Raw genomic sequence first — 25,568 nt, 5'->3', positions numbered from 1 at the left:
CCATCGCCGACGAGGAAGACCTGCATGTCCCGACTCCTGCTCGCCCTGGTCCTGGCCGCATCCCCGGCGCTCGCCACGCCGCCGCCCACCGCCCTGGTCATCCACGGCGGCGCCGGCGTCATCGAGCGCAGCGCATTGTCGGCCGCCGACGAGAAGGCCGTGCGCGCCGACCTCGACCGCGCGCTCGATGCCGGCCAGGCGGTGCTGCGCGACGGGGGCAGCGCGCTCGACGCGGTCACCGCGGCGGTGCGCGTGCTCGAGGAGTCGCCCTGGTTCAACGCCGGCAAGGGTGCGGTTTTCAACGCCGAGGGCGGCCACGAGCTCGACGCGGCGATCATGGAAGGCCACACCCGGCGCGCCGGCTCGGTGGCCGGCGTAAGCACCGTGCGCAGCCCGCTGCTGCTGGCGCGCGCGGTGATGGAGCGCTCGCCGCACGTGATGATGGCCGGCGCCGGCGCCGAGAAGTTCGCCGACCAGCACCCCGACATCGAGCGCGTCGCGCCCGACTGGTTCGACACGCCGCAGCGCCGCCAGCAGCTCGAGCGCGCCCGCGAGCGCGAGCAAAAGCAGATGGCCGCCCTGCCGGGCACCTATTTCGGCACCGTCGGCGCGGTGGCGCTGGATCGCCACGGCCACATCGCCGCCGCCACCTCCACCGGCGGCATGACCAACAAGCGCTACGGCCGCATCGGCGACGCGCCGGTGATCGGCTCGGGCACCTGGGCCGATGCCGGCTGCGGCGTTTCCGGCACCGGCTGGGGCGAGTTCTACCTGCGCACGGCCGCCGCGCACGCGGTCTGCGCTCGCGTGGCCCTGGCCGGCGAGCCGCTGGCCACGGCCGCCGAAGCCGTCATCAATGGCGAGGTCGTGGCGCTGGGCGGCGACGGCGGCGCCATCGCCCTCGACGCCAACGGCAAAATCGCCATGCCCTTCAATACGCCCGGCATGTACCGCGGCTGGGTCAAGCCCGACGGCAGCCGCGGCACCGCCATCTTCCGCAACGAAAAATAAATCGAACCAGGTTCAATAAAATCAACCTGGTTCATTTGGTTCAGAAACCGCGGTCGCCGGAGATGATGCCGCCCAGGCCGCCCAGCACCGAGCCTTCGCCCTTGCTGCCGCCGCGCTGGTAGGCCGCGGCGTACATGCGGCCGGCCAGTCGCGAGAACGGCAGCGACTGCAGCCATACCTTGCCCGGGCCGGTGAGGGTGGCCAGGAACACGCCCTCGCCGCCGAAGATCATCGACTTCACGCCGCCGACCGGCTTGATGTCGAAGTTCACGCCCGCGGTCATCGCCACCACGCAGCCGGTGTCCACGTCCAGGCGCTCGCCCGCGCGCAGCTCGCGCTCCATGATGGTGCCGCCGGCATGCACGAACACCAGGCCGTCGCCGGTGAGCTTTTGCATGATGAAGCCTTCGCCGCCGAACAGCGCCGTCATCACCTTCTTCTGGAAGTACAGGCCGATTTCCACGCCGCGCGCGGCGCACAGGAAGCTGTCCTTCTGGGCGATGATCGTGCCGCCGTAGTTCGACAGCGTCATCGGCACGATGGTGCCGGGGTAGGGCGCGGCGAAAGCCACGCGGGCCTTGCCGCCGCCGGTGTGGGTGAAGACCGTGGTGAACAGGCTCTCGCCGGTGATCAGGCGCTTGCCCGCGCCGACGAGCTTGTCCATGAAGCCACCGCTGGCGGAACCCGAGGAGCCGTCGCCGAACACGGTTTCCATGTTCACGGCGGCGTCCTTGTACATCATCGAACCGGCCTCGGCGACCGCGCTCTCGCCCGGGTCGAGCTCGATCTCGACGAACTGCATGTCCTCGCCGTAGATGCGGTAGTCGATGACGTCGGCGCGCTGGCCACCGCGGCCGGCCGGCGGCGGCATCGGCGCGGGCAGGTTGCCCGGCGCCGACTCGGCGCGCAGCTCGGTGCAGGCGCTGATCGGGATCCACTCGGCGAAACCCTGGCGCCAGCAGTGGCCGCTGGGGTCGCGGGTGGCCTGCGCCACCGCCGCGGCCTGGTCGAGCGGGCCCATCTGCTGTCCGTTGTAGCTCAGGTACCACTGGTGCATGGAGTGTCTCCTTGGGGGATCAGGAATCCAGGCCGAGGCGCGCATGGACCTCGCGCCGGCTGGCCTCGTCGAGGCCGAGTTCGCCCGCCAGGCGGTCGAGGAAGGCGCGCTCCTCGGGCGTGTCGGCGGTGATCGCCACCAGCGCCGCGGCATAGGTTTCGGCGCGCAGCGCCCGCGGCGTGCGCACCACCAGCTGCTCGAGCGTGAACGGGGCGCGGATCTCCGCTTCCAGGGCCTCGATCTCCTCGGCGTCGAGCCCGGCCGCGCGCGCGCGTTCGACCAGGGCCTCGCGCTCGTCGGGATCCATCAGGCCATCGGCGTAGGCGGCGGTGATCATGGCGCGCAGCAGGTGCATGGCCTGCTCGGTGCGCAGGGCCGGGTCGGCCGCCGGCGGCGGGGGCGGCGGCGCGGCCGCCATGCCCGGCGGCGGCGGCGGGGGCACCGCGGCGCCCTGGCCGGCCAGGGGCTGGGGCGTGCCCGGGGCGGACTTTTGCTGGTAGTGCTCGTAGGCGGCCATGGCCACGCCCAGCAGGCCCAGTCCCACGGCGGCCTTGCCGGGGGTGATCCCGCCGATGCCCGGCAGCCCGAAGGCCTGCTTCTTGCGCTTGTGGCGCTTGCCGCCACCCCACTGGCCGCCCAGGGCCTGTCCCATCACTTGTCCCAGCAGTCGTTCGGCGTTGAACATCGGGCTTCCTTTGGTGGCAATGGCTACTTTGCAGATGGTGCGGGCGGTCCCCCCAGTGCACAAGGTCAGGGGCCGCGCGGCCGGCCGGGGCGGCGCGATGTGGCAGAATCACGCCATCCCGAGACCCGAAGTGCCACCGCATGGCCGACAGCTACGGCACCCACGCACCCCGCAGTCCGTTCCGCGCCTGGCAGGCCTTCCTGTGGTCCTGCCAGGGCCTGAAGGCGACCTGGGCGCTGGAGTCCTCGTTCCGTCTCGAGGTCTACCTGTTCATCGTGCTGGCGCCGCTGGCCCTGTGGCTGGGCGCCGATGGCGTCGAGCGCGCCATCCTGGTCGGCTCGATGATCCTCGTGCTGGTGGTCGAGGTGCTCAATTCGGCCGTCGAGGCGGTGGTCGACCGCTGGGGCGCCGAACACCACGAACTGGCGGGCCGCGCCAAGGACATGGGCTCGGCCGCCGTGTTCCTCGCCGACCTCAACGTCCTGGCCTGCTGGGGCCTGATCCTGCTGCCGCGTTACCTCTGACCGGGCCCCGCCATGGAATGGATCTTCAGCACTGAAATCTGGGTCGCGCTGCTGACCCTGGCCACGCTCGAGATCGTGCTGGGCATCGACAACCTGGTCTTCATCTCCATCGCCGTCAGCCGGCTGCCGCCCGAGCAGCGCCCGCGCGCCCGGCGCTTCGGCCTCGCCCTGGTCTGCATCACCCGCATCCTCCTGCTGCTTTCGCTGGTGGCGCTGGCGCGCATGCAGGCCAACCTGTTCGCGCTGTTCGGCATGGATTTCTCCGTGCGCGACCTGGTGCTGATCGCCGGCGGCCTGTTCCTGCTGGTCAAGGGCACCATGGAGATCCACGACTCGGTCGAGGGCAGCAGCGACGAGGAAGACGTCGGCGCCAGGCCCTCGGCGGTGTTCGGCTACGTCATCGCCCAGATCGCCGTCATCGACATCGTTTTCTCGCTCGATTCGGTCATCACTGCCGTGGGCATGGTCGACCACCGCGGCGTGATGGTGGCGGCGATCCTGATCGCGGTGGGCGTGATGCTGCTGGCGGCCAACCCGATTGGCGACTTCATCGACCGCCACCCGACGGTGAAGATGCTCGCGCTGAGCTTCATCATCCTGGTCGGCGTGGCCCTGGTGGCCGACGGCTTCGATTTCCACATCGACCGCAAGTTCCTCTATTTCGCCATGGCCTTCTCGGCCGGCGTCGAGGCACTGAACATCCTGTCCAAGCGCAAGAAACCACGAAGGGGAACCTGAGCCGGTGACGATCCTGCACGCCATCGACCCGCTGGCCCTGCGGCTGCCGTTCTGGCCGCACGGCATCCACTGGTACGGCCTGATGTACGGCCTGGCCTTCCTCACCGCCTGGTGGCTGGGCCGGCTGCGGGTGCGCGCCGGCCGCCTGCCCGGCACCAACGACGAGGGCTTCGGCGACCTGCTGTTCTACGGCATGCTCGGCGTCGTGCTCGGCGGCCGCGTCGGCTACGTGCTGTTTTATTCCTTCGACGCCTTCCTGGCCGACCCGCTGATGCTCCTGCGCATCCACGAGGGCGGCATGAGCTTCCACGGCGGCCTGGTGGGCGTGCTGGTGGCCGCGGCCTGGTGGACGCGCCGGCAGAAGCTGCACTTCTTCGACACCGTCGATTTCGTCGCGCCCATCGTGCCCTGGGGCCTGGGCTTCGGCCGCATCGGCAACTACATCGGCGGCGAACTCTGGGGCAAGCCCACCGGCGGCGACTGGGGCGTGGTGTTCCCGGCCAGCCTGCCGGCCGAGTACGCCGCGCTGCCGGCCGAGCAGCTGCGCCAGCTGCACGCCAGCGGCGCGCTCGATGCCTTCGCGCGCCACCCCTCGCAGCTCTACCAGGCGGCCCTCGAGGGCCTGGTGATGGGTGTCGTGCTGTGGCTGTACTCGCGCAAGCCCCGGCCGCGCTATGCGGTGTCGGGCCTGTTCGCGCTGCTCTACGGCGCCTTCCGCTTCGCCGTCGAGTTCGTGCGCGAGCCCGATGCCCACCTGGGCTACCTGGCCTTCGGCTGGCTGACCATGGGCCAGCTGCTCTCGCTGCCGCTGGTGGCGCTGGGCCTGTTCCTGCTCTGGCTCTCGCGACGCTCGCCGACCCTGGCGCCGGTGCCGCCGCCGGCCCCGGAGAAGGCCTGATGCAGGCCTACCTCGACCTGCTGCGGCACGCGCTCGAACACGGCGCGCCCAAGGCCGACCGCACCGGCACCGGCACCCGCTCGGTGTTCGGCTGGCAGATGCGCTTCGACCTGCGCGAAGGCTTCCCGCTGGTCACCACCAAGAAACTGCACCTGCGTTCGATCATCCACGAACTGCTGTGGTTCGTCCGCGGCGAAACCAACATCGGCTACCTCAAGGACCACCAGGTCTCGATCTGGGACGAGTGGGCCGATGAAAACGGCGAACTCGGGCCGGTGTATGGCAAGCAGTGGCGCCGCTGGACCGGCAGCGACGGCCGCGAGATCGACCAGCTGCGCTGGGTGGTGGACGAAATCCAGCGCAACCCGGATTCGCGCCGGCTCATCGTCAGCGCCTGGAACGTGGCCGAGCTGCCGAAGATGGCGCTGATGCCCTGCCACACGCTCTTCCAGTTCTACGTGGCGCAGGGCCGGCTGAGCTGCCAGCTCTACCAGCGCTCGGGCGACATCTTCCTGGGCGTGCCCTTCAACATCGCCAGCTACGCGCTGCTCACCCACATGGTGGCGCGCCACTGCGGGCTGGAGGTGGGCGACTTCGTGCACACGCTCGGCGACGCGCACCTGTACTCGAACCACGTCGACCAGGCGCGCGAGCAGCTTTCGCGCACGCCGCGGCCGCTGCCGAAACTGGTGCTGGCGCCGGAGGCCACCGACCTGTTCGCGATGCGCTACGAAGACATCGCCATCGAAGGCTACGACCCGCACCCGGCCATCAAGGCGCCGGTGGCGGTGTGAGCGCGGGCGCCGCGCCACGCATCGCCCTGGTGGCGGCGCTCGACCGCGCCCGCGGCATCGGCCGCGGCAATACGCTGCCCTGGCAGCTGCCCGACGACCTGCGCCGCTTCAAGGCGCTCACGCTGGGCAAGCCGCTGCTGATGGGCCGCAAGACCGCCGAATCGCTGGGCCGCGCGCTGCCGGGCCGCCGCAACCTGGTGCTGACCCGCTCGGGTCGCGTGCCCTTCGACGGCATGCAGGCCGTGGCCTCGCTCGAACAAGCCGTTTCGCTCGCCGCCGGCGAGCCGCTGATGGTCATCGGCGGTGGCGAGGTTTATGCGCTGGCGCTGCCCTTCGCCACCGGGCTGCACCTGACCCACGTGGATACCGTGGTGGCCGACGCGGATGCTTTTTTCCCGGTGTTCGATCAAAGCGCGTGGCAGGTCACCGCGCGCGAACCCCACGCCGCCGACGCGCGGCATGCGTTTGCCTTCGAGTTCATCGACTACGTCCCGGCGGGCGTTCGGGCCTGAAGGCCCTCCTGCACGGGGCGCCTCAGTTGAGGGCGTAGGGCAGGCCTTCGTCGCGCTCGAAGTGGCGCAGGGCGCGCAGGTCCTTTTCGAGGTCGATGTAGCGCACGGCCTTTTCCATCGTCAGGCGGGCGCGGGCCAGGCGGGCGAGGGTGGACTCGAACAGGTCGGCCTCGCTGGCTTCCAGGGCCAGCAATTCCTCGGCGAAATCCTCGCGGTCGTTGTCGCGGTAGTTGTTGGCCGCCAGCCGCTCCGCGCGGCGGGCGAACAGCGTTTCCCGGCGCGATTCGAGGTTGGCCAGGCCCGCCTGCAGCGCGTCGTAGGCCGGCCAGAACGCCGCGGCTTCCTCGGGCGTGAGCTTGAGCTGGCGGGCGATGAAGATCTGCTTGCCCGGCGCCAGCGCCTGCTGGAGCGACTGGATGCGGGCATTGGCGCGCGCGTCCAGCGTCGCGCGGCCGGCGTCCTGGGCCTGTGCCAGGCACGGCAGCAGCAGGGCCGTGGCGAGCAGGAAGGTCGGGAAACGGTTCATCGCGGTTCTCCTCAAGGTCAGTCGTCGCCCCGGGGCGTGTTGTCGGGCGGATCGCGCCCCGGTACCTGGTGCAGGCGCAGTTCCGGGCCAAGCTCCATCGCCGTGAGCTTGCCTCCCCAGACCGCGCCGGTGTCGATGCCGTACACGCCCAGGCCCATGAACAGACCCAGCGTGGACCAGTGGCCGAACACCACCGGCAGCTCGCGCGGTGCATGGCCCGGCACTTCGAACCAAGGGTACATGCCCACGCGCTGCGTGCCCGGCCGGCCCTTGTCCTCGAAACCGATGCGGCCCGAGGGCGTGCAATAGCGCATGCGGGTGAAGACGTTGATGATCGCGCGCATGCGGTCCGGCCCGGCCAGCTTCGGGCTCCAGGCCGGCTTGTCGCCGTACATGTTCTTGACCATCTTGAAGAAGCCCTCGCCGCGCAGCTTCTCCTCGACCTCGCGGGCGCGCGCCTCGGCGAGCGAAATGGTCCACTTCGGCGCCAGGCCGGCGTGCACCATCGCAAAGCCCAGGGTGCGGTCGACATGGAAGAGCTTCTGCTGGCGCAGCCAATCGACAAGCACCTGGGCGTCGTCGGCGAACAGCACGCGCTGCAGGTCCGGGTTGACCTTGCGCTTGTCGACCTCGCGGCGCGTGGAGATGGCCAGCAGCGACAGGTCGTGGTTGCCCAGCACGATGGTGCTGTGGATGGCCAGCGAGTGCACCAGGCGCAGGGTTTCGAGCGACTGGCCGCCGCGGTTGACCAGGTCGCCGCAGAACCACAGGCGGTCGCTGGCAGGGTCGAAGCGGATTTTCTCCAGCAGCCGCTGCAGCGCGTCGTAACAACCCTGGACGTCGCCGATGGCGTAGGTGGCCATCAGTGCAGGGTCCGAGGGATGGACAGGGTGAAGGGCGCGATCTGCGCGTCGAAGCGGGTGCCGTCGTCGGCCAGCATCTGGTAGCTGCCCTGCATCGTGCCCAGCGGGGTCTCGAGCACGGCGCCGGAGGTGTATTCGAAGCTCTCGCCCGGGCGCAGCCAGGGCTGCTCGCCGACCACGCCTTCGCCGCGCACTTCCTGCACCTTGCCGTTGGCGTCGGTGATCAGCCAGTGGCGGCTGATCAGGCGCGCGGGCACCTCGCCCGCATTCTCGATGCGGATGGTGTAGGCGAAGACGTAGCGGTCGTCCTCGGGAATCGACTGGTCTTCGAGGAAGCGGGTGGCGACCACGACCTGGATGGCGTGCTGGGGCGTGTCCATGCCGCCATTCTACGCAGGACGCTGGCCCGGGGGCAGCGCGGCCAGGTAATTGGCCAGGCGCTTGAAATCGGCCACTTCCACCTGCTCGGCGCGCGCGTCGGGGCGCAGGCCGGCGGCGGCGATGTCCTCGCCGCTGCAGACCTGCTGCAGGGCGTTGCGCAGGGTCTTGCGGCGCTGGCCGAAGGCGTCGCGCACGACGCGTGCGTAGAGCGCGTGGTCGTCGATGCCCACTTCGGCGGCGGGCAGCGGCACCACGCGCACCACCGCCGAGTCCACCTTCGGCGGCGGGCGGAAGGCGCCGGGCGGCACGTCGAACAGGGCCTCGACGCGGCAGTAGGCCTGCAGCATCACGCCCAGGCGGCCGTAGACCTTGCTGCCCGGGCCGGCGGCCATGCGGTCCACCACTTCCTTCTGCAGCATGAAGGTCATGTCGCTGACGGCGGCGGCGTGTTCGAGCGCGTGGAAGAGGATGGGCGAGGAGATGTTGTAGGGCAGGTTGCCCACCAGCCGGATCTGGCGCCCGGCGTGGTGGCCGTCGTCGGCGGCCAGCTTGCTGAAATCGACCTGCAGCACGTCCTTGTGGATGACGGTCAGGCGGCCCACGCCCTCGCTGGCTTCCATCAGCGGCGTGATCAGGTCGCGGTCGAACTCGATCACCGTCAGCTCGCCGTGGCGGCGCAGCAGCGGCAGCGTGATCGCGCCCTGGCCGGGGCCGATCTCGACCAGGCGCTCGCCCGGCTGCGGGTCCACCGCCAGCACGATCATGTCGATGTAGCGGCGGTCGGCCAGGAAGTGCTGGCCGAGGCTCTTCTTCGGCGGCGCCTTGAACGTGCTCATGCCGGCAGTCTACGCGCCGCCAGCCGGGTGCACAGCGCGACGGCCGCCACCAGGCTCGAGGGATCGGCGCGGCCGCTGCCGGCGAGGTCGAGCGCCGTGCCGTGGTCGACCGCCACGCGCGGGTAGGGCAGGCCCAGGGTGATGTTCACCGCCTGCTCGAAGCCCGAATGCTTGAGCACGGGCAGGCCCTGGTCGTGGTACATGGCCAGTACCGCGTCGAAGCCGGCCAGTTTCACCGGCAGGAAGGCGGTGTCGGCGGGCAGCGGGCCGATCAGCTCCAGCCCTTCGCCGCGCAGGCGTTCGAGGCAGGGGATGATGACGTCGAGCTCCTCGCGGCCCAGGTGGCCGTCTTCCCCGGCGTGCGGGTTCAGGCCCAGCACGGCGATGCGCGGGCGGGCGAGGCCGAAGTCGCGGCGCAGGGCGGCGTCGGTGACCCGCAGCACCCGCGCCAGGCCGTCGCCGGTGATCGCGTCGGGCACCTCGCGCAGCGGCAGGTGGGTGGTGGCCAGGGCCACGCGCAGGCCCGGGTTGGCCAGCATCATCACCACGTCGGCGCCGGCCTGGGCGGCCAGCAATTCGGTGGTGCCGGTGTAGGCGATGCCGCCTTCGTTGATGCTGGCCTTGTGCACCGGGCCGGTGACCAGGCCCTGGCAGTCACCCGCCAGGCAGGCCGCGCCGGCGCGCTCGAGCGATTCGATCACCGCGGCGGCGTTGGCCGGGTCGGGCTGGCCGAAAACCGCCGGGCGCGCCTGCCGGACCGGCCGCACGGCCAGTTCGCCGGGGCCACAGGGTTGGCCGGGTTCGCGGAGGGTGAGCGGCAGGCCGAGCGCACGCGCGGCGGCCTGCAGGGTGTCCGGGTCGGCGTAGGCCACCAGGTCGGCGGCCTGCGGCTGCTGTGCCAGCCTTACGCAGAGTTCGGGTCCGACGCCGGCCGGCTCACCCGGGACCAGGGCCAGTCGCGGGCGGGCCGGGGTCGCCATGGGTTCAGGGTGCCGGCAGGCGGCTCTCGAAATACGCTTCCGTGCGCAGCTGGCGCAGGTAGCGCTCGTACTCTTCCTCGGCCTTGCGCTGGGCGATGATCTCGCGCGCCTGGTTGCGGCGGTTGAGCTCGGTCACGTCCTGCACGCGGGTGCCGAGGCGGCGCACCAGGTGCCAGCCCACCTCGCTCTGGAAGGGCTGCGACAGCTCGCCGTCCTGCAGCTGCATCAGCTGGTTGCCCACGGCGGTGCCCCACTCGTTGATCTGGAACCAGCCCATGTTGCCGCCGTCGTTGCGGCTGAGGTTGTCGTCGGAACCCTCGCGGGCGACGACGCCGAAGTCTTCGCCGGCGACGATGCGCGCACGCATCTGCTCGATCTTCTGGCGGGCGGCCTCGACGTTCACGGTCGGGGTGACGCGCACCAGGATGCCCAGCGAGTTGTACTCGGTGATCGTCTGCACGCCCTGCGCGCGGGTCTCGATCAGCTGGATCAGCTGGTAGCCGCCCGGGGTGCGCACCGGCTCGGTGATCTGGCCCGGCTGCAGCTGCTGGATCAGGCCCACCAGCGCCGGCGGGATCGCGTCGAGCGCGCGCCAGCCGATCTCGCCGCCCTCGAGCGCGTTGGGCGCGTCGGAGAAGCGGATGGCCGCGGCGGAGAAGTCGAGCTCGCCCTTTTCGATCACGGACTTGATGTCGCGCGCCTTGTTGGCCGCGGTCGCCACCTGGTCGGGCGTGGCGCCGTCGGGCAGGCCGACGACGATGTTGGCCAGGCGCACTTCGGGGCCGCCGATCTCGCGCACGGCCAGCAGCTGGTCGATCTCGGACTCGCTGACCTGCACGCGGCCCTGCACGAAGCGCTGGCGCAGGCGCTCGATCAGCATTTCCTCGCGCAGGCTGGTGCGGAATTCCTCGTAGCTCATGCCGTCGGCGGCGAGGCGCTGGCGCAGCTGGTCGCCGGTCATGCGGTTGCGCGAGGCCACCGACTCGATGGCCTGGGCCAGTTCGCCGTCGCTCACGCGCACGCCGGAGTCGCGGGCGCGGCCCAGCTGCAGGCGCGAGAGCACGAGACGGTCGAGCACCTGGCGCTCGAGCACCGGGCGCGGCGGCAGCTGGCCGGGGTTGCTGGCGTACTGCGCCTCGACGTTCGACACGGCGCGGTCGAGCTCGCTGCGCAGGATCACGTCCTCGTCCACCACCGCGACGATGCTGTCGACCGACGTGGTTGCCTGCGCCGCCGCGGGGGCGGGCAGCAGGGCGGCGGACACGGCCAGCAGGGCGGCCAGGACGGGGGTGAAGGCGTTGTTCATGCGGTCTGCGGCTCCGGCCGCCAAGTCTCAGCGGGAATAGTCAAGAATAGCATCATCAAGCAGGCGGGCCGTGTCGCGGCCGAAGCTGCCCACGCCGTTCAGCTCGATCTCAAGGTACACGCCGGTATTGCGCTCGTCGCTGAATTCACGCAGGTAGCGACGGCCCACCAGGCGCACCGCGACGCAGCAGCTCTTCCACTCGACGCCGGCCATGGCCTCGAGGGTCTGGCGCTCGAGCAGCGAATAGTTCCAGCGGCCCAGCAGGCTCCAGTTGCGGTGCACCGGCAGCAGGAAGGAGAGATCGGCCTGCTCGAGCAGGTCGGCGCGGTAGCGGTAGGCGGCGTTGACCACGCCGCGCTCGCCGTAGCGCCACTGGCCGCGCACGGCCGAGAGCTGGGTGCCGGACTGGTCCGGGTCCCACTGGTGCGCCAGGCCCAGGCTGAAGCGCTCGCTGGCCGACCAGCGGGCCTCGGCCACCCAGGCCGAGCCCTCGTCCGACAGCGCGCCGGCGCCCGGCACGGTGACCCGCGGCGCCTCGAAGTAGTGGATCCGGCCCAGGCCCAGGCTCAGCACCTCGCGGCCGCCGTCGGCCGTGAGCACGCGCGTGGTGAGCGCGGCGGCGAGCTGGTTGGCGTCGCCCTGGCGGTCCGCGCCGGCGAAGCGGTTGCTGCGGAACAGGCCCGGCCAGGCGAAGGTCAGCGGCTGGGTGTCGAGCAGCGGCAGGTCGTCCTGGTCGCGGTAGGGCACGTACAGGTAGTACAGGCGCGGCTCGAGCGTCTGCAGGAAGCCGCGGCCGCCCCAGTCGAAGCCGCGTTCGAAGTGCGCGCCCATGTCCAGGCTCAGCACCGGCAGGCTGCGGCTCGGGCCGTCGTCGGCACCGGGCGGCACCAGGGACGGGTCGAGCGAGTAGGCGGTATAGCGCCAGGCCAGCCGCGGCGTGGCGAACCAGGCCGCGCCGCCCAGCGGCAACTGCACATAAGGCTGGAGGTCGACGCGGTTGCCGCCGCCGCGGTCCTCGCCCTCGAAGCGCGTGGCCTCGGCCTGGAGGCCCAGCTCGAGCCACTCGCCGTAGGGGCGTTCCCAGCGCAGGCCGGCGGCCGGCAGGCGCCGGAACGGCAGCTGCGAGGGCAGCAGGATGGGGCTGGCCACCTGCCAGCTCTCGGCCAGCAGTTCGGCTTCCCAGTACTGGCCGCGGCCGTACAGGCCCATCGTGCTCTGGAGCTGGGTGATGGTGGTGTTGGGCAGGGAGTCGCCGAAGTCGACGAAGTAATCCGGGTCGCTGACGTGGCTGAGGTCGGCGCGGAAGGACCAGTGCGGCGTCAGCCGGTCGGCGTGGCGCCAGCGCACCAGGCCGCGGTCCGATCCGGTGACGTCGTCGTTGGGCAGCCAGGTGCCCTCGACCGTGCCGCTGGCGTCGGTGGCGCCGAGGTAGCGGAATTCCGCGCCCAGCATCAGGCCGCGGTCGGACAGCCAGCGCGGCTTGAGCGTGGCGTCGTAGTGGGGCGCGAGGTTGAGGTAGATCGGCTGCTCGTACTCGAAGCCGTTGCGGTCGTCATGCCCGACGGTCGGGCTGAGCAGGCCGCTGCGGCGGCGGTCGTCGGTGGGGAAGCTCACCCACGGCAGCCACAGCACGGGCACGCCGCCCAGGCGCAGGGTGGCGTTGGTCGCCGTGGCGGTGCCGCGCTCCTGGTCGACCTCGATGTTGGCGGCCTTGAACTCCCACTGCCGCTGCGCCGGCGGGCAGGTGGAATAACTGCCGCCCATGAGCGTGCCCTGCTTGCCGCGCAGTTCGACCACGTCGGCGCGGCCGTTTCCGGCCTCGTCGTTGAACTGGTACTGCACGTCGTCGAGCCGCACCAGGTCGGCAGCGAGGTCGCCTTCGGCGCGCGCGGCCTGAAGGCGCAGCCCGCTGTCCTGGTAGCGCACCGGGCCTTCGGTGCGGAACTGCTGCTTGTCGTGCTCGTAGGTGAGCTTGTCGGTGCCCAGCCAGCGGTCGCCCTGCTCGAGTTCGACCTCGCCGGTGAGCACCGTCACCTGCTCGCCGCTGAGGTCCAGCGCCAGCGCGCTCACGTCGGTGGGCAGCGCGGTGCGGTCGGCGGGCGGGGTGCCGCCTTCCGCCGGCGGGCGGTACACCGGCAGCGTGGCGCTGTCGGGGCACAGGGCCCAGTCGGAGCGCGGCGTGTCCTCGGCGCGGGCGGCGCAGGCCATGGCCAGGCAGAGCGGAAGCAGGCGAAGGGCTGGGCGGCGCACGGGGAATTCCAGGGAAAGGACGCGATAGCTTCGCCCATGCGCTGGGGCGGGGCAACACGCCCCGGGCCGGCTCAGGCGGCGTCGAGCAGGCCCTGCAGGTGGGCCACCGAGCAGGCGCGCAGCGCCGCCAGGCTGTAGCCGCCCTCGAGCATCGACACCAGCCGGCCTTCGGCGTGGCGCCCGGCCAGCGCGGCCAGCTCGCGGCCCAGCCAGCGGTAGTCCTCGGCCTCGAGCGCCAGGTCGGCCAGCGGGTCGAGGCGGTGGCCGTCGAAGCCGGCCGACACCAGCAGCAGCTGCGGCCGGAAGGCCTCGAGCTCGGGCAGCAGGCGCTCGCCCCAGGCGGCCCGGAAGGCCGCGCCGCCGGCGCCGGGCGCCAGGGTGGCGTTGGCCAGGTTGCCCACGCCGCGTTCGGCCGGGTCGCCGGTGTACGGATACAGCGGCGCCTGGTGCGAACTGAGGTACATCACCCGCGGGTCGCCGGCGAAGATGGCCTGGCTGCCGTTGCCGTGGTGCACGTCGAAGTCGGCGATGGCGACGCGGTGCAGGCCGTGCGCATGCACCGCATGCGCGGCGGCCACCGCGGCCGAATTGAACAGGCAAAAACCCATGGCCGTGCCGGCGGTGGCGTGGTGGCCGGGCGGACGCACGGCGCAGAAGGCCTGGCGCGCTTCGCCGGCCATCACCGCGTCCACGGCCGCGATGCCGGCGCCGGCGGCGCGCAGCGCGGCGGCGGCCGAGCCGGGCGAGAGCAGGGTGTCTTCGTCGAGGCGGTGCTGGCCTTCGACCTTCGTGTCGAGCACGGATTCCACCAGCGCGCGGGTGTGCACGCGCAGCAGGGCGTCGCGCGGGGCCTCGGGGGCCTGGCGCCAGTCGAAGGCGGGAAAGGCGGCACGCACTGCGTGCAGCACGGCTTCCAGGCGCGCCGGGCACTCGGGGTGGCCCGGGCCGGGGTCGTGTTCCAGGCAGGCCGTGTGCGTGTAGAGCAGCACGCTCAGCCCTTGCGGCGCTCGTGGTTCCAGAGCACCTCGCCGTGGCCGCTGGCGCGGGCGAGCACGCGCGCGAGCACGAACAGCAGGTCGGAGAGGCGGTTGAGGTAGCGGATGGCCTGCGGGCGCACCGCGTCGTGGTGCGAAAGCGTCACCGTCTCGCGCTCGGCGCGGCGGCAAATGGTGCGGGCCAGGTGGCAGTGCGCCGCGGGCAGGCCGCCACCGGGCAGGATGAAGTCCTTGAGCGGCGGCAGGTCGGCGTTGAAGGCGTCGAGCTGGTCTTCCAGGCGCTGCACGTCGGCGTCCTGGATGGCGGCGTGGCCGGGGATGCACAGCTCGCCGCCGAGGTCGAACAGCTGGTGCTGCACCGACACCAGCACGGTGCGCACCTGATCGGGGATCTCGCAGGCCAGCACCAGGCCGATGGCGGAGTTCGCCTCGTCCACGGTGCCGTAGGCGGTGACGCGGGCCGAGTCCTTGGCCACGCGGCTGCCGTCGCCCAGGCCCGTGCTGCCGTCGTCGCCGGTGCGGGTATAGATCTTCGACAGCCGGTTGCCCATCGCGGCCTCAGCGGGTGGCGCGGCGGGCGGCGTTGAGCGGGGCGATCGCGAGCACGGCGGCGTGCAGCGCGGCCGCGAGGCCCACGTACAGCGCGGTGGTGCCCAGGTAGGCCGGGAGCCAGTCGGCGTAATTCTTGGCCCAGCCGGCGACGGTGGGGTTGGCCACCGCATCACTCAGCCAGTAGAAGCCGCCCTGGGCGAAGAAGTGGCAGGCCACCACGCCCAGCAGCACGGCCGGGGCCAGGCCCGCGAGCTGGCGCAGCGGCTTGCCTGCGCCGAAGCGGTGCAGGCCGGCGCCGGCCATCCACAGCGCGAAGTGCGCCGGCAGCAGGGCCCAGTAGCCCGGCGACATGCAGTAGTGGCTCCAGAAGCTGGCGCCGGTGCCGGTGATCACCACGTAGTCGACCGCGACGGCCAGCCCCATCAGGGCCGGGAAGGCCCAGCGCACCGAGCCGGCGAGGTAGAAGCCGGCCAGCAGGAACACCGCCCAGGACGCGTCCGGCACCGCGCCGAAGTGGTTCAGGCGCGTGGCGGCCATCAGCAGGGCGAGGGCGGCGAAGAGGGCCAGGCGCGGGTACTGCGTTGAAGTCATGGGATCGGGTCCGGGAAGCGGTCGGGCAGGCAGGGAGTTTAGCGGAAGCGGCGGGTCGTTGCGGGCCATGCACGGGGCGGGGGCGTATCATCACGCCATGCACGGCGAGAACGGCTTCGACCACGACATCCTCATCCTCGGCGGCGGCCTGGTGGGCACGGCGCTGGCCTGCGCGCTCGACGGCCGCGGCTGGCGCGTCGGCCAGGTCGAGGCCAGCGCGCCCGCGGCCGGCGCGCCCGGCTTCGACGAGCGCAAACTGGCCCTGGCCGCGGCCAGCCTCAACGCACTGGCGGCGCTGGACGTGCTGCCGCGCCTGGCCACGGCGCCGGCGCCGATCCGGCGCATCCACGTCAGCCGCGCCGGCGACTTCGGCAGCGTGCGGCTCGAGGCCGCCGAGCTGGGCCACGAGGCTTTCGGCGGCGTGGTGCTGGCGCGCGAGCTGGGCCAGGCCCTGGAATCGCGGGTGGCGCAGGTGGGGGGCCTGGTGCGGCATCGCCCGGCCACGGTGCTGGCGGTGACGCCCGACCCGGACGGCCCGCGCGTGCGCCTTCGCGGCGAGGATGGCGAGCGCGAGCTGCGCACCCGCCTGCTGGTGGCGGCCGACGGCAGCCGCTCGCTGGCGCGCTCGGCCCTGGGCATCGGCGCCGACGAGCACGATTACGGCCAGACCCTCGTTGTCTGCAGCCTCGCCACCGAGCGCGCGCCGGACGGCACCGCCTTCGAGCGCTTCACCGACGAGGGCCCGGTGGCCCTGCTGCCGATGGCCGGCGGCCACTACGGCGCCATCTGCGGCGTGGCGCGCGAACGCGCCGGGGCGGTGCTGGCGATGGACGACGCGGCCTATGCCGACTATTTCCAGCAGCGCTTCGGCTGGCGCGCCGGGCGCGTGCGCCGGGTGGGCCAGCGCAGCGGCTATCCGATCGTGCGCGTGGTGGCCCGGCACCTGGTGGCGCCGCGTGCGGTGGTGGTGGGCAACGCGGCGCAGTCGATCCATCCGATCGGCGCGCAGGGTTTCAACCTCGGGCTGCGCGATGCGCTGGCCCTGGCGCAGCGGCTCGAAGGCGGCGACCCGGGCGAGGCTGCGCGCCTGGCCGACTATGCCGCGTCGAGGCGCGAAGACCGCGAGCGCACCCTGGCCTTCAGCGATGGCCTGGCGCGCGCCACCGCCAACGATTCCTTCCCCATGCACGTGGCCCGTTCGCTGGGCCTGCTGGCCCTGGGCCACCTGCCGGGACTGGCCGCGCCGCTGGCCAGCGGCGCGATGGGCTATCGCGGCGAGGTGCCGCTGCTGTCGCGGGGGCGCGCATGAACCGGCGCGCTCCTTATGACCTGGTGGTGGTGGGCGCCGGCATCGTCGGCAGCGCCGCCGCGCTGGCGGCCGCGCGCGATGGCCTGAAGGTGGCCCTGGTCGAAGCCCGCGAGCCGGCGCGTTGGCAGCAGGACGAACCGGACCTGCGCGTGGTGGCCTTCGCGCCCGACAACGCCGCGCTGCTCGATGACCTCGGCGTGTGGACGGGCGTGCGCGAGGCGCGCGCCCAGCCGTACCGGCGCATGCGCGTCTGGGACGCGGCCGGCGGCGGCGAGCTGTGCTTCGACGCCGACGCGCTGGGCCGCCCGGCCCTGGGCCACATCATCGAGAACACGCTGCTGGCCGATCGCCTGTGGGCGGCCTGCGGGCGCGAGCCGGGCATCCACCGGCACTGCCCGGCGAAGGTCGAGGCGCTGGCGCAGGACGAACACAGCGCGGCGGTCACGCTGTCCGACGGCAGCGTGCTGCACGGCCGCCTGGTGCTGGGCGCCGACGGCGCGTCCTCCGGCCTGCGCGCGCTGGCGGGCCTGGAGGCGCCGCTGCACGACTACGGCCAGCGCGGCCTGGTGGCCTACGTGGGCACCGAGCTTCCGCACGAGGACACCGCCTGGCAGCGCTTCCTGCCGACCGGGCCGCTGGCCTTCCTGCCCTTCACCGACGGCCGCTGCTCGATCGTTTGGACGCTGCCGGAAGACGAGGCGCAGCGCCTGCTCGAGGCCGACGAGGAAAGTTTCCGGCGCGAGCTGACGCGCGCCTTCGATGCGCGCCTGGGCGAGGTGGTGTCGGTGTCGGCGCGCGCGGCCTTCCCGCTGCGCCGCCAGCTCGCCAGCGCCTACGTGGCCGGCCGCGTGGCGCTGGCCGGCGACGCCGCGCACGTGGTGCATCCGCTGGCGGGGCAGGGCGTGAACCTGGGCCTGCGCGACGTGGCGGGCCTGCGCGAGACCTGGCGCAAGGCCCAGGCGGCGCACGCCGACCTGGGCGCGCAGCACCGCCTCGCGCGCTGGGAGCGCACGCGCCGCAGCGAGAACACGCTGGCGGCCTATTCCTTCGAAGCCATCAACCGCGCCTTCAGCAACGACGCGATGCTGCCCACCCTCCTGCGCGGCCACGCCCTCGGCCTCGCCAACCGCCTCCCGCCCCTCACCCGCCTGCTCTGGGAACGCGCCGCCGGCGTGTGAACGAGAAAGGGGGTCAGGTTCACTTCCTCGGAAGTGAACCTGACCCCCTTTCTTTGTTTCAGGCCGCGGCGGCCTGGGTGCTGCGGGGGCCGTGCAGGAGGGCGTGGCGGATGTGTTCGACCACCAGGTCGATTTCTTCGCTGGTGACGCCGAAGTGCGGGGTGAAGCGCAGCGAGTTGGTGCCGCCGTGGATCACGCCGATGCCGCGCTCGCGCATGTATTCCTCGGTCGAGCCGGTGCCGTAGCACTTGAACATCGGGTCGAGCTCGCAGGAGAACAGCAGGCCCGTGCCCTGCACCTTGGTGATCAGGCCGTTGCCCAGCTCGTCCTTGAGCGCGTTGATCTTATCCAGGAACTCCCGGCCGCGCTCGCGCACGTTCGCGCGCAGCGCCGGCGTCAGCTGTCCCAGCATCGCCGCGGCGATGTCGAGCGCGCGCGGGTTGGCGGTCATGGTGTTGCCGTACACGCCCTTGCGGTACAGGCCCGCCGCGCGCTCGTTCACCGCCAGCACCGACAGCGGGTACTGGCCGCCGTTGAGCGCCTTCGAATAGGTCTCCATGTCCGGCGCCTCCAGGCCCTCGAAGCCCGGGTAGTCGACGATCGACAGCACGCCGTGGGCGCGCAGGCCGGCCTGGATCGAGTCCACCAGCAGCAGGGTGCCGTGCGCCTTGGTCAGCTCGCGGGCCACGGCGTAGAACTCCGGCGGCACCGCGCGGCCCGGGTCGCCTTCGCCCATCACCGGCTCGAGGAACATGGCTTCGATGTACCAGCCGTTCTTGTCGGCGTCGGCGAACACCTGGCGCAGGCCCTCGATCGAGTAGGGCTCGACGGTCAGCAGCTGGTCGTTGTGGTGCTGGTAACTGGCCAGGTGGGCGAGGTAGTTCTTGCGCGACGAATCCGAGTACAGCGCCGGCAGCTCGGTGCGGCCGTGGAAGGCGCCCTTGATGGCGATGCGCTTGACGCGCTTGCCGGCGTGGCGGCCGCCGGCGTCGGTGTGCAGCTTGGCGTTGACGTCGGCGATGCGGCCGGCCAGCGACACCGACTCGGAGCCGGAGTTGAGGCACAGGAAGCGCGCGAACGGGCAGCCGCCGCGGGTGTGGCCGATTTCCTTGCGCAGCGCGCGCACGATGCGCAGCTGCGAGAGCGAGGGGGTCATCACGTTGGCCATCACCTGCGGGCGGGCCATGGCCTCGATCAGCGCGGCGGGGGTATGGCCCAGGCCGAGCATGCCGTAGCCGCCCGAGTCGTGGACCACCGCGCCCTTGAGCGTGACCACCCAGGGGCCGCGCGCGGCGAGGGCGACGTACGGGTTCACCGCGTCGTCGGGATAGAAGTTCACGAAGCCGGCCTGCACGGCGTCGATCTGCGCCTGCTCGTCGAGCTCGAGCAGGTCGGCGAATTCGGTGGCGATGGCGGCGTACTGGGCCGCGGCGGCCTTCACGGCCTCGCCCAGGTCGGGGAAGCGGCCGGCCAGGCGCTCGATGGTGGCGTCGTCCAGGCCACGGGTGCGGACGGCGCCGGCATGGCTGCGCAGCGGCTTGAGGATCTCGATCAGGTTCATGGCGTGCTCCCCGACCCAAAACAAAGCGCGAGGAAGGCCCTCGCGCGTTGGGTCTTGCGTTGAAAATCAATGACTTGTGGCCGATCTTATCACCCCGCCCGGGCCGGGCGTAACCCCCGGGCGTTTGAATCGGGCGCTGGCCGGGTGACAGCTGTCAGGCCCCGGCGCTGACGCCGTCCACTGCCGCCGCGGCCCCCCGGCCGGAACACTGCAGCCACCCCACAGGGAGACTGCCGATGGACCTGCAAAACAAACCCAAGGCCCCCGCCGCCCCGCGGCCGGTGCTGGCCCGCCTCGAAGGCGCCCGCAAGCGCTACGGCGCGGTGACTGCCCTCGACCGGCTCGACCTGGCCATCCACGCCGGCGAAGTGCTGGCCCTGCTGGGCGCGAACGGCGCCGGCAAGACCACCGCCCTGGGCCTGCTCACCGGCCGGATCGGACCCGACGAGGGCCGCGCCGACCTGTTCGGCCGCGACCCGCGCGAACCCGCCGCCCGCCGCGGCATCGGCGTGATGCTGCAGGACGGGGACCTGCCCGATACCTTGCGGGTGCACGAACACCTGCGCCTGTTCTCGAGCTACTACCCGGCGCCGCGCCACGTGGACGACACGCTCGCCCTGGCCGGTCTGACCGAGCTCGCCGGGCGCAGCTACGGCGCGCTTTCGGGCGGCCAGAAGCGCCGCGTCCAGTTCGCGCTGGCGATCTGCGGCCGGCCGCCGCTGCTGTTCATCGACGAGCCGACGGTGGGCCTGGACGTGGAGGCGCGGCGCGCGTTCTGGGAGGTCATCCGTCGCCTGCGCGCCGAAGGCACCGCGATCGTGCTGACCACCCACTACCTGGAGGAAGCCGACGCGCTGGCCGACCGCATCGTGCTGATGGCCGCCGGCCGCGTGCTCGCCGACGACACGCCGGCGCGCATCAAGGGCCTGGCCGACGGCAAGCGCGTGCATGCGCGCAGCCGCCTGCCCGCCACCGCCGTCTCGGCCTGGCCGGAAGCCGACGCCGTGCGTCTGCACGAAGGCCGTTTCGAAGTGTCCACCGCCCGGCCCGAGGCGCTGCTGCGGCGCTGGCTGGCCGCCGACGAGCACCTGCAGGACCTCGAAGTGCGCCCGCTGCCGCTGGAAGACGCGGTGCTGGCGCTCACCGCCCGCAAGACCCTGGAGAACGCCGCATGAACACCTCCTTCGCCGCGCCTTCGCCCTGGCGCATCCACGGCCTCGAGGCCTGGTACGAACTGCTGCGCGTGCTGCGCACGCCGGCCTTCGCCATTCCCTCGCTGGCCTTCCCGGTGGTGTTCTACGTGCTGTTCGCGGTGCTGCTGCCGGGCAAGTGGGGCGACTACGACAAGTCGGCCTACCTGCTGGCCACCTACGGCGCCTTCGGCGTGATCGGCCCGGCGCTGTTCGGCTTCGGCGTGGGCCTGGCGATCGAGCGCGAGCGCGGCTGGCTCGAGCTCAAGCGCGTTTCGCCGATGCCGGCGATGGCCTACTTCCTCGCCAAGATCGCCATGAGCCTGGTGTTCGGCTTCGCGGTGTTGTGCCTGCTGTCGATCGCGGCGGTGGGCTTCGGTGGCGTGCGCATCGCGCCCGGCGAATGGCTGCTGCTGGTGGCGGTGCTGCTGCTGGGCACGGCGCCGTTCTGCGCGCTGGGCCTGCTGATCGGCACGCTGGTGAAGGGCCAGGCGGCGGTGGCCATCGTCAACCTGGTCTACCTGCCGATGTCGGTGCTCTCTGGCTTGTGGATGCCGATCTTCGTCTTCCCGCCGCTGATCCAGAAACTGGCCGCGGCCTGGCCGGCCTGGCACCTGGGGCAGATGGCGCTGGGCGTCGTGGGACAGGTGCGGGACGTGAATTATCCGCTGCACGTGGCCGTGCTCATGGGCATGACCGCGCTGTTCCTGGCCCTGGCCGCGCTGCGGCTGCGGCGGCTGTGAGCGCGGGCCCGGCGCGGTCCGCCGCGATCGGCTAAGGTGCCAGCCCATGGAACGCGCCCTGTCCAAGGTACCGTCCGCGCCCGAGCGGGACGGCGACGACATCCACGACAGCCCGTGGGTGACCCTGGCCTACCTGCTGTTCGTGTTCCTGCCCATGGCCTTCTCGCCGCTGGGCCCGGGCCGCGCCCTGTTGTCCAGCCTGGTGGCGATCGCGCTGTTCCTGCCGATGCACTTCGGCTTCTACCACGCACCCGCGGCCTGGCGTCCGGCCCTGGTGCTCGGCGTGGCCTCGGTCGGTTACGTGCTGGTGCCCTTCAACCCGGGCGGCAACACCTTCCTGATCTACGCCTGCGGCATGGCGGCCTGGTCGTTCCGGCCGCGGATGGCGGTGCTGGTGGGCGTGTCGCTGCTGGCGCTGCTGGTGCTGCAGTTCGCCTGGGTGATGCCACAGCTGCGCCTGGCCCTGGCCTGGGGCGGCATGACGGCGATGATCGGCGGCCTGGTGCTTGCCGGCAGCCTGTACTCGCGAGAGCGCGCACGCCGCAACGCCGAACTGCGCCTGACCCAGCAGGAGGTGGCCCGGCTGGCGGCGATGGCCGAACGCGAGCGCATCGGCCGCGACCTGCACGACCTGCTCGGGCACACGCTGTCGGTGGTGGCGCTCAAGGGCGAACTGGCCGGCCGCCTGGTCGACACCGACCCACGGGCGGCGAAGGCGCAGATGGCCGAAGTCGAGTCCGTGGCGAGGCAGGCCCTGGCCCAGGTGCGCGAGGCCGTGGTGGGCATCCGCGCCACCGGCCTGCAGGCCGAGCTGGCGGCGGCCCGGCTGGCGCTGCTGTCGGCCGACGTCCGGCTCGACCAGCGGATCGATCCGGTGGAGCTGCCGCCCGAGGCCGAATCGGTGCTGGCACTGGGCCTGCGCGAGGCGGTCACCAACATCATCCGCCACGCCGGCGCCAGCCGCGTCGAGGTCGAACTGCTGGGCGAGCCGGGCGGCGTGCGCCTGCGCATCAGCGACGATGGCCGCGGCGGCGTGCTCGAAGCCAACACCGGACTGGCCGGCATGCGCGAGCGCCTGGCCGCGCTGGGCGGGCGGCTGGAGATCGACTCGGCGCCCGGCGCGGGCACGCGCCTGGGCCTGCATTTGCCGCGCGCGGCGCTGCAGGGGCCGTCCGCATGATCCGGCTGGTGCTGGCCGAGGACCAGGCGATGGTGCGCGGCGCGCTGGCGGCCCTGCTGGGCCTGGAGCCCGACCTGCAGGTGCTGGCGCAGGCCGGCGACGGCGATGCCGCCTGGGAGGCGGTCGAACGCCTGCGCCCGGACCTGCTCGTCACCGACATCGAAATGCCGGGCCAGACCGGCCTGGACCTGGCGCTGAAGGTGCAGGCGGCCGGCCTGCCAACGCGGGTGGTGGTGCTGACCACGTTCGCGCGCGCCGGTTATCTGCGCCGTGCGCTGGAGGCCGGGGTACGCGGCTACCTGCTCAAGGACGCACCGGCCGCCCGGCTGGCGCAGGCCCTGCGCCAGGTGCATGCCGGCGGCCGCGCCATCGACCCGCAGCTGGCCGTGGCGGCCTGGGGCGAGGACGACCCGCTGACCGAGCGCGAGCGCCAGGTGCTGCGCCTGGCCGGCGAGGGCGTGAAGACCGCCGATATCGCCGCGCGCCTCAACCTGGGCCCCGGCACCGTGCGTAATTACCTCTCCGATGCCATCGGCAAGCTCGGCGCCGAGAACCGCATCGAGGCCTACCGCACCGCCCGCGCCAAAGGCTGGCTCTGAAGAAACGGGGTCAGGTTCACTTCCGGGGCGGCCTTCAGGCCGCCCCGGAAGTGAACCTGACCCCGTTTCTTTCATAATGGCGGGCCGCAGAGGGGTAGGGTTGCCTTGAAGAAGTCCGATTTCAATTTCGAGTTGCCGCCGGAGCTGATCGCCCAGGCGCCGCTGGCCGAGCGTTCGGCCAGCCGGCTGCTGGTCGTGCCGCCCGGCGACCTGCCCTATGGCGACCGCCAGGTGCGCGACCTGCCTGATTACCTGCATGCCGGCGACCTGCTGGTGTTCAACGACACCCGCGTCATCCCGGCGCGCCTGTTCGGCAGCAAGGAAAGCGGCGGACGGGTCGAGATCCTGCTCGAGCGCCTGACCGGCGCGCACGAAGTGCTGGCGCAGGTGGGCGCGAGCAAGTCTCCCAAGCCCGGCGGCCGCATCACGCTCGACGAGGGCACGCTGCTTGAGGTGCTGGGGCGCGAGGGCGAGTTCTACCGCCTGCGCTTCCTCACCGACGAGCCGATGGAGAAGGTGCTGCTGCGCGCCGGCCGCATGCCGCTGCCGCCCTACATCCAGCGCGAGGCCGGCAGCGCCGACCTCGAGCGCTACCAGACCGTGTTCGCCCGCCACGCCGGCGCCGTGGCCGCGCCCACCGCCGGCCTGCACTTCGACCAGCCGCTACTGGCGGCGCTTGAGGCCAAGGGCGTGAACTTCGGCCACGTCACCCTGCACGTGGGCGCGGGCACCTTCCAGCCCATGCGCGTGGAGTCGGTGCACGAACACACCATGCACAGCGAGTGGCTCAACGTCGGCGCCGACCTGTGCCAGCAGGTGGCGCGCACCCGCGCCGCCGGCGGCCGCGTGATCGCCGTGGGCACCACCGTGGTGCGCGCGCTCGAGACCGCCTCGCGCGACGGCGCGCTCAAGCCCTACGCCGGCGAGACCAACATCTTCATCTTCCCGGGCTACCGCTTCCGCAGCGTCGACGCCCTGGTCACCAACTTCCACCTGCCCGAGAGCACCCTGCTGATGCTGGTGTCCGCCTTCGCCGGGCGCGAGCGCATCCTGGCCGCCTACGGGCACGCCGTGCGCCAGCGCTACCGGTTCTTCAGCTACGGCGACGCCATGCTGCTGTTTCCGCAGGAGGCCGCCCGGTGAGCCGCCTTCGCTTCGAAAAAATCACCACCGACGGCGCCGCCCGCCGTGGCCGCCTGCATTTCCCGCGCGGCACGGTCGAAACCCCGGCCTTCATGCCGGTGGGCACCTACGGCACGGTCAAGGCCATGCTGCCCGAGTCGCTGCGCGCCATCGGCGCCGAGATCATCCTGGGCAACACCTTCCACCTGTGGCTGCGCCCGGGCATGGAGGTGATCGAGGCCCACGGCGGCCTGCACGGCTTCTGCAAATGGGATGGCCCCATCCTCACCGACAGCGGCGGCTTCCAGGTCTGGTCGCTGGCCAAGCGGCGCAAGATCACGGAGGAGGGCGTCACCTTCGCCGCGCCCACCGACGGCAGCCGCGTCTTCCTCTCGCCCGAGGTGAGCATGCAGGTGCAGCGCGCGCTCGACTCGGACATCGTGATGGTGTTCGACGAGTGCACGCCGTACCCGGCCACCGAGCCGGTGGCGCGCAAGTCGATGGAGCTGAGCCTGCGCTGGGCCGAGCGCAGCAAGCGCGCCCACGAAGGCAACGACGCGGCGCTGTTCGGCATCGTCCAGGGCGGCACCCACTTCGACCTGCGCGCGCGCTCGGCCGAGGGCCTGCGGGCGATCGGCTTCGATGGCTACGCCGTCGGCGGCCTGGCCGTGGGCGAACCGCCCGAGGAGCGCAACGCCACGCTCGACGCGCTCTGCCCGCTGCTGCCGGAAGCGCAGCCGCGCTACCTGATGGGCGTGGGCAAGCCCGAGGACATCGTCGAGGCGGTGGCGCGCGGCATCGACATGTTCGACTGCGTCATGCCCACCCGCAACGCCCGCAACGGCCATTACTTCGTGCGCGGCGGCCAGGTGCGCATCCGCAACGCGAAGTACGACAAGGACCTGCGCCCGATCGAGCCCGGCTGCACCTGCTACACCTGCGCCAGCGGCTACAGCCGCAGCTACCTGCGCCACCTCGACCGCTGCAACGAGATCCTGGGCTCGATGCTGGCCACCATCCACAACCTGCACCACTACCAGCAGCTGATGCGGGAGATCCGGGCGGCCATCGAGGCCGGCCGGTTCGCCGAGTGGCGGGCGGCCTTCCACGCCGCCCGGGCGCCCGACTGAGGCAGGGGACCCCCCGGCGCCTGTGGCATACTTGCCCGCTGGTCTTTCCATACGGAT

Annotated in this window: 27 protein-coding genes; 14 read left to right on the top strand and 13 right to left on the bottom strand. The window is 72.0% G+C overall.

Annotated elements, in window-relative coordinates; all coding sequences use genetic code 11:
- Positions 1-24 precede the first annotated feature (24 nt).
- The gene (locus ABS41_RS07130; protein ID WP_290592342.1) at positions 25-1,011 is read left to right on the top strand and encodes an isoaspartyl peptidase/L-asparaginase; all 987 of its coding nucleotides are present in this window, start codon (positions 25-27) and stop codon (positions 1,009-1,011) included.
- 40 nt (positions 1,012-1,051) lie between these two features.
- On the opposite strand, the gene ABS41_RS07125 is transcribed toward ABS41_RS07130, so the two are convergent.
- Both ABS41_RS07125 and ABS41_RS07120 read right to left on the bottom strand, forming a co-directional pair.
- Positions 1,052-2,068 carry a TIGR00266 family protein gene (locus ABS41_RS07125; protein ID WP_290592340.1) on the bottom strand — a complete coding sequence of 339 codons (1,017 nt, stop codon included), beginning with the start codon at positions 2,066-2,068 and terminating at the stop codon, positions 1,052-1,054.
- 19 nt (positions 2,069-2,087) lie between these two features.
- Positions 2,088-2,753, bottom strand: coding sequence for a DUF533 domain-containing protein (locus ABS41_RS07120; protein ID WP_290592338.1), 666 nt, complete (start codon positions 2,751-2,753; stop codon positions 2,088-2,090).
- A 140-nt stretch (positions 2,754-2,893) separates the two neighbouring features.
- Between ABS41_RS07120 and ABS41_RS07115 the strand changes: the two genes are divergently transcribed.
- The 5 genes from ABS41_RS07115 to ABS41_RS07095 are packed head-to-tail and all read left to right on the top strand — an operon-like array spanning position 2,894 to position 6,219.
- Complete coding sequence (locus ABS41_RS07115) at positions 2,894-3,277, top strand: diacylglycerol kinase (RefSeq protein ID WP_290592336.1); 384 nt, start codon at positions 2,894-2,896, stop codon at positions 3,275-3,277.
- Positions 3,278-3,289: 12 nt separating this feature from the next.
- Positions 3,290-4,015 carry a TerC family protein gene (locus ABS41_RS07110; RefSeq protein ID WP_290592334.1) on the top strand — a complete coding sequence of 242 codons (726 nt, stop codon included), beginning with the start codon at positions 3,290-3,292 and terminating at the stop codon, positions 4,013-4,015.
- 4 nt (positions 4,016-4,019) lie between these two features.
- Positions 4,020-4,913 (top strand): prolipoprotein diacylglyceryl transferase, encoded by an 894-nt coding sequence (gene lgt / locus ABS41_RS07105; RefSeq protein ID WP_290592332.1) that lies wholly within the window; start codon positions 4,020-4,022, stop codon positions 4,911-4,913.
- Positions 4,913-5,707 carry a thymidylate synthase gene (locus ABS41_RS07100; RefSeq protein WP_290592330.1) on the top strand — a complete coding sequence of 265 codons (795 nt, stop codon included), beginning with the start codon at positions 4,913-4,915 and terminating at the stop codon, positions 5,705-5,707. Before lgt ends, ABS41_RS07100 begins: the two co-directional genes overlap by 1 nt.
- A gap of 20 nt (positions 5,708-5,727) precedes the next feature.
- Positions 5,728-6,219 (top strand): dihydrofolate reductase, encoded by a 492-nt coding sequence (locus ABS41_RS07095; protein ID WP_290593204.1) that lies wholly within the window; start codon positions 5,728-5,730, stop codon positions 6,217-6,219.
- A 22-nt stretch (positions 6,220-6,241) separates the two neighbouring features.
- On the opposite strand, the gene ABS41_RS07090 is transcribed toward ABS41_RS07095, so the two are convergent.
- From ABS41_RS07090 to ABS41_RS07045, 10 genes are all read right to left on the bottom strand, one after another.
- Positions 6,242-6,745: a hypothetical protein gene (locus ABS41_RS07090; RefSeq protein WP_290592328.1), complete on the bottom strand. Its 504-nt coding sequence runs from the start codon at positions 6,743-6,745 to the stop codon at positions 6,242-6,244.
- Between the two features lie 17 nt (positions 6,746-6,762).
- Positions 6,763-7,608, bottom strand: a complete 846-nt coding sequence (locus ABS41_RS07085) for a symmetrical bis(5'-nucleosyl)-tetraphosphatase (RefSeq protein WP_290592325.1) — start codon at positions 7,606-7,608, stop codon at positions 6,763-6,765.
- Complete coding sequence (gene apaG, locus ABS41_RS07080; protein ID WP_290592323.1) at positions 7,608-7,988, bottom strand: Co2+/Mg2+ efflux protein ApaG; 381 nt, start codon at positions 7,986-7,988, stop codon at positions 7,608-7,610. Before apaG ends, ABS41_RS07085 begins: the two co-directional genes overlap by 1 nt.
- A 9-nt stretch (positions 7,989-7,997) precedes the next feature.
- Complete coding sequence (gene rsmA / locus ABS41_RS07075) at positions 7,998-8,825, bottom strand: 16S rRNA (adenine(1518)-N(6)/adenine(1519)-N(6))-dimethyltransferase RsmA (RefSeq protein WP_290592321.1); 828 nt, start codon at positions 8,823-8,825, stop codon at positions 7,998-8,000.
- Positions 8,822-9,805: a 4-hydroxythreonine-4-phosphate dehydrogenase PdxA gene (pdxA, locus tag ABS41_RS07070; RefSeq protein ID WP_290592319.1), complete on the bottom strand. Its 984-nt coding sequence runs from the start codon at positions 9,803-9,805 to the stop codon at positions 8,822-8,824. The genes rsmA and pdxA overlap by 4 nt, the downstream gene beginning before the upstream one ends.
- Before the next feature lie 4 nt (positions 9,806-9,809).
- Positions 9,810-11,111, bottom strand: coding sequence for a peptidylprolyl isomerase (locus ABS41_RS07065; RefSeq protein ID WP_290592317.1), 1,302 nt, complete (start codon positions 11,109-11,111; stop codon positions 9,810-9,812).
- Positions 11,112-11,138: 27 nt separating this feature from the next.
- Complete coding sequence (gene lptD / locus ABS41_RS07060; RefSeq protein WP_290592315.1) at positions 11,139-13,361, bottom strand: LPS assembly protein LptD; 2,223 nt, start codon at positions 13,359-13,361, stop codon at positions 11,139-11,141.
- Between the two features lie 71 nt (positions 13,362-13,432).
- Positions 13,433-14,350, bottom strand: coding sequence for a histone deacetylase family protein (locus ABS41_RS07055; protein ID WP_290592313.1), 918 nt, complete (start codon positions 14,348-14,350; stop codon positions 13,433-13,435).
- A 2-nt stretch (positions 14,351-14,352) separates the two neighbouring features.
- Positions 14,353-14,907 carry a cob(I)yrinic acid a,c-diamide adenosyltransferase gene (locus ABS41_RS07050; RefSeq protein ID WP_290592311.1) on the bottom strand — a complete coding sequence of 185 codons (555 nt, stop codon included), beginning with the start codon at positions 14,905-14,907 and terminating at the stop codon, positions 14,353-14,355.
- Positions 14,908-14,914: 7 nt separating this feature from the next.
- On the bottom strand, positions 14,915-15,499 hold the full coding sequence (locus ABS41_RS07045; protein WP_290592309.1) for a hypothetical protein: 585 nt from the start codon (positions 15,497-15,499) through the stop codon (positions 14,915-14,917).
- A 97-nt stretch (positions 15,500-15,596) separates the two neighbouring features.
- Here ABS41_RS07045 and ubiH point away from each other — a divergent pair, with 97 nt between their 5' ends.
- Complete coding sequence (ubiH, locus tag ABS41_RS07040; protein WP_290592307.1) at positions 15,597-16,808, top strand: 2-octaprenyl-6-methoxyphenyl hydroxylase; 1,212 nt, start codon at positions 15,597-15,599, stop codon at positions 16,806-16,808.
- On the top strand, positions 16,805-17,986 hold the full coding sequence (locus ABS41_RS07035) for an FAD-dependent oxidoreductase (protein ID WP_290592305.1): 1,182 nt from the start codon (positions 16,805-16,807) through the stop codon (positions 17,984-17,986). The genes ubiH and ABS41_RS07035 overlap by 4 nt, the downstream gene beginning before the upstream one ends.
- Positions 17,987-18,044: 58 nt before the next feature.
- On the opposite strand, the gene ABS41_RS07030 is transcribed toward ABS41_RS07035, so the two are convergent.
- Positions 18,045-19,547, bottom strand: a complete 1,503-nt coding sequence (locus tag ABS41_RS07030) for an aminotransferase class III-fold pyridoxal phosphate-dependent enzyme (protein ID WP_290592302.1) — start codon at positions 19,545-19,547, stop codon at positions 18,045-18,047.
- Positions 19,548-19,783: 236 nt separating this feature from the next.
- Here ABS41_RS07030 and ABS41_RS07025 point away from each other — a divergent pair, with 236 nt between their 5' ends.
- From ABS41_RS07025 to tgt, 6 genes are all read left to right on the top strand, one after another.
- Positions 19,784-20,722 (top strand): ABC transporter ATP-binding protein, encoded by a 939-nt coding sequence (locus ABS41_RS07025; protein WP_290592300.1) that lies wholly within the window; start codon positions 19,784-19,786, stop codon positions 20,720-20,722.
- Positions 20,719-21,480 carry an ABC transporter permease gene (locus tag ABS41_RS07020; protein ID WP_290592298.1) on the top strand — a complete coding sequence of 254 codons (762 nt, stop codon included), beginning with the start codon at positions 20,719-20,721 and terminating at the stop codon, positions 21,478-21,480. The genes ABS41_RS07025 and ABS41_RS07020 overlap by 4 nt, the downstream gene beginning before the upstream one ends.
- Before the next feature lie 46 nt (positions 21,481-21,526).
- Complete coding sequence (locus ABS41_RS07015; protein ID WP_290592296.1) at positions 21,527-22,660, top strand: sensor histidine kinase; 1,134 nt, start codon at positions 21,527-21,529, stop codon at positions 22,658-22,660.
- The gene (locus tag ABS41_RS07010) at positions 22,657-23,259 is read left to right on the top strand and encodes a response regulator transcription factor (RefSeq protein WP_290592294.1); all 603 of its coding nucleotides are present in this window, start codon (positions 22,657-22,659) and stop codon (positions 23,257-23,259) included. The genes ABS41_RS07015 and ABS41_RS07010 overlap by 4 nt, the downstream gene beginning before the upstream one ends.
- A gap of 105 nt (positions 23,260-23,364) precedes the next feature.
- Positions 23,365-24,402 (top strand): tRNA preQ1(34) S-adenosylmethionine ribosyltransferase-isomerase QueA, encoded by a 1,038-nt coding sequence (gene queA / locus ABS41_RS07005; RefSeq protein WP_290592292.1) that lies wholly within the window; start codon positions 23,365-23,367, stop codon positions 24,400-24,402.
- Positions 24,399-25,511, top strand: a complete 1,113-nt coding sequence (gene tgt, locus ABS41_RS07000; RefSeq protein ID WP_290592290.1) for a tRNA guanosine(34) transglycosylase Tgt — start codon at positions 24,399-24,401, stop codon at positions 25,509-25,511. The genes queA and tgt overlap by 4 nt, the downstream gene beginning before the upstream one ends.
- The last annotated feature ends 57 nt before the right edge of the window (positions 25,512-25,568 follow it).

The sequence above is a fragment of the Arenimonas sp. SCN 70-307 genome, assembly GCF_001724815.1.
GTDB lineage: Bacteria > Pseudomonadota > Gammaproteobacteria > Xanthomonadales > Xanthomonadaceae > Arenimonas.
This window is presented reverse-complemented; position numbering and strand designations above follow the sequence as displayed.

Bases quoted from the DNA above. Each gene is read 5' to 3' on its own strand.
- ABS41_RS07035 (WP_290592305.1), top strand. From the start codon at position 16,805: ATGAACCGGCGCGCTCCTTATGACCTGGTGGTGGTGGGCGCCGGCATC.
- ABS41_RS07100 (WP_290592330.1), top strand. From the start codon at position 4,913: ATGCAGGCCTACCTCGACCTGCTGCGGCACGCGCTCGAACACGGCGCG.
- ABS41_RS07015 (WP_290592296.1), top strand. From the start codon at position 21,527: ATGGAACGCGCCCTGTCCAAGGTACCGTCCGCGCCCGAGCGGGACGGC.
- ABS41_RS07050 (WP_290592311.1), bottom strand. From the start codon at position 14,907: ATGGGCAACCGGCTGTCGAAGATCTATACCCGCACCGGCGACGACGGC.
- ABS41_RS07030 (WP_290592302.1), bottom strand. From the start codon at position 19,547: ATGAACCTGATCGAGATCCTCAAGCCGCTGCGCAGCCATGCCGGCGCC.
- ABS41_RS07120 (WP_290592338.1), bottom strand. From the start codon at position 2,753: ATGTTCAACGCCGAACGACTGCTGGGACAAGTGATGGGACAGGCCCTG.
- ABS41_RS07025 (WP_290592300.1), top strand. From the start codon at position 19,784: ATGGACCTGCAAAACAAACCCAAGGCCCCCGCCGCCCCGCGGCCGGTG.
- ABS41_RS07110 (WP_290592334.1), top strand. From the start codon at position 3,290: ATGGAATGGATCTTCAGCACTGAAATCTGGGTCGCGCTGCTGACCCTG.
- apaG (WP_290592323.1), bottom strand. From the start codon at position 7,988: ATGGACACGCCCCAGCACGCCATCCAGGTCGTGGTCGCCACCCGCTTC.
- ABS41_RS07010 (WP_290592294.1), top strand. From the start codon at position 22,657: ATGATCCGGCTGGTGCTGGCCGAGGACCAGGCGATGGTGCGCGGCGCG.
- ABS41_RS07090 (WP_290592328.1), bottom strand. From the start codon at position 6,745: ATGAACCGTTTCCCGACCTTCCTGCTCGCCACGGCCCTGCTGCTGCCG.
- ABS41_RS07125 (WP_290592340.1), bottom strand. From the start codon at position 2,068: ATGCACCAGTGGTACCTGAGCTACAACGGACAGCAGATGGGCCCGCTC.
- ABS41_RS07065 (WP_290592317.1), bottom strand. From the start codon at position 11,111: ATGAACAACGCCTTCACCCCCGTCCTGGCCGCCCTGCTGGCCGTGTCC.
- ABS41_RS07130 (WP_290592342.1), top strand. From the start codon at position 25: ATGTCCCGACTCCTGCTCGCCCTGGTCCTGGCCGCATCCCCGGCGCTC.
- rsmA (WP_290592321.1), bottom strand. From the start codon at position 8,825: ATGAGCACGTTCAAGGCGCCGCCGAAGAAGAGCCTCGGCCAGCACTTC.
- ABS41_RS07020 (WP_290592298.1), top strand. From the start codon at position 20,719: ATGAACACCTCCTTCGCCGCGCCTTCGCCCTGGCGCATCCACGGCCTC.
- pdxA (WP_290592319.1), bottom strand. From the start codon at position 9,805: ATGGCGACCCCGGCCCGCCCGCGACTGGCCCTGGTCCCGGGTGAGCCG.
- ABS41_RS07115 (WP_290592336.1), top strand. From the start codon at position 2,894: ATGGCCGACAGCTACGGCACCCACGCACCCCGCAGTCCGTTCCGCGCC.
- ABS41_RS07045 (WP_290592309.1), bottom strand. From the start codon at position 15,499: ATGACTTCAACGCAGTACCCGCGCCTGGCCCTCTTCGCCGCCCTCGCC.
- ABS41_RS07085 (WP_290592325.1), bottom strand. From the start codon at position 7,608: ATGGCCACCTACGCCATCGGCGACGTCCAGGGTTGTTACGACGCGCTG.
- ubiH (WP_290592307.1), top strand. From the start codon at position 15,597: ATGCACGGCGAGAACGGCTTCGACCACGACATCCTCATCCTCGGCGGC.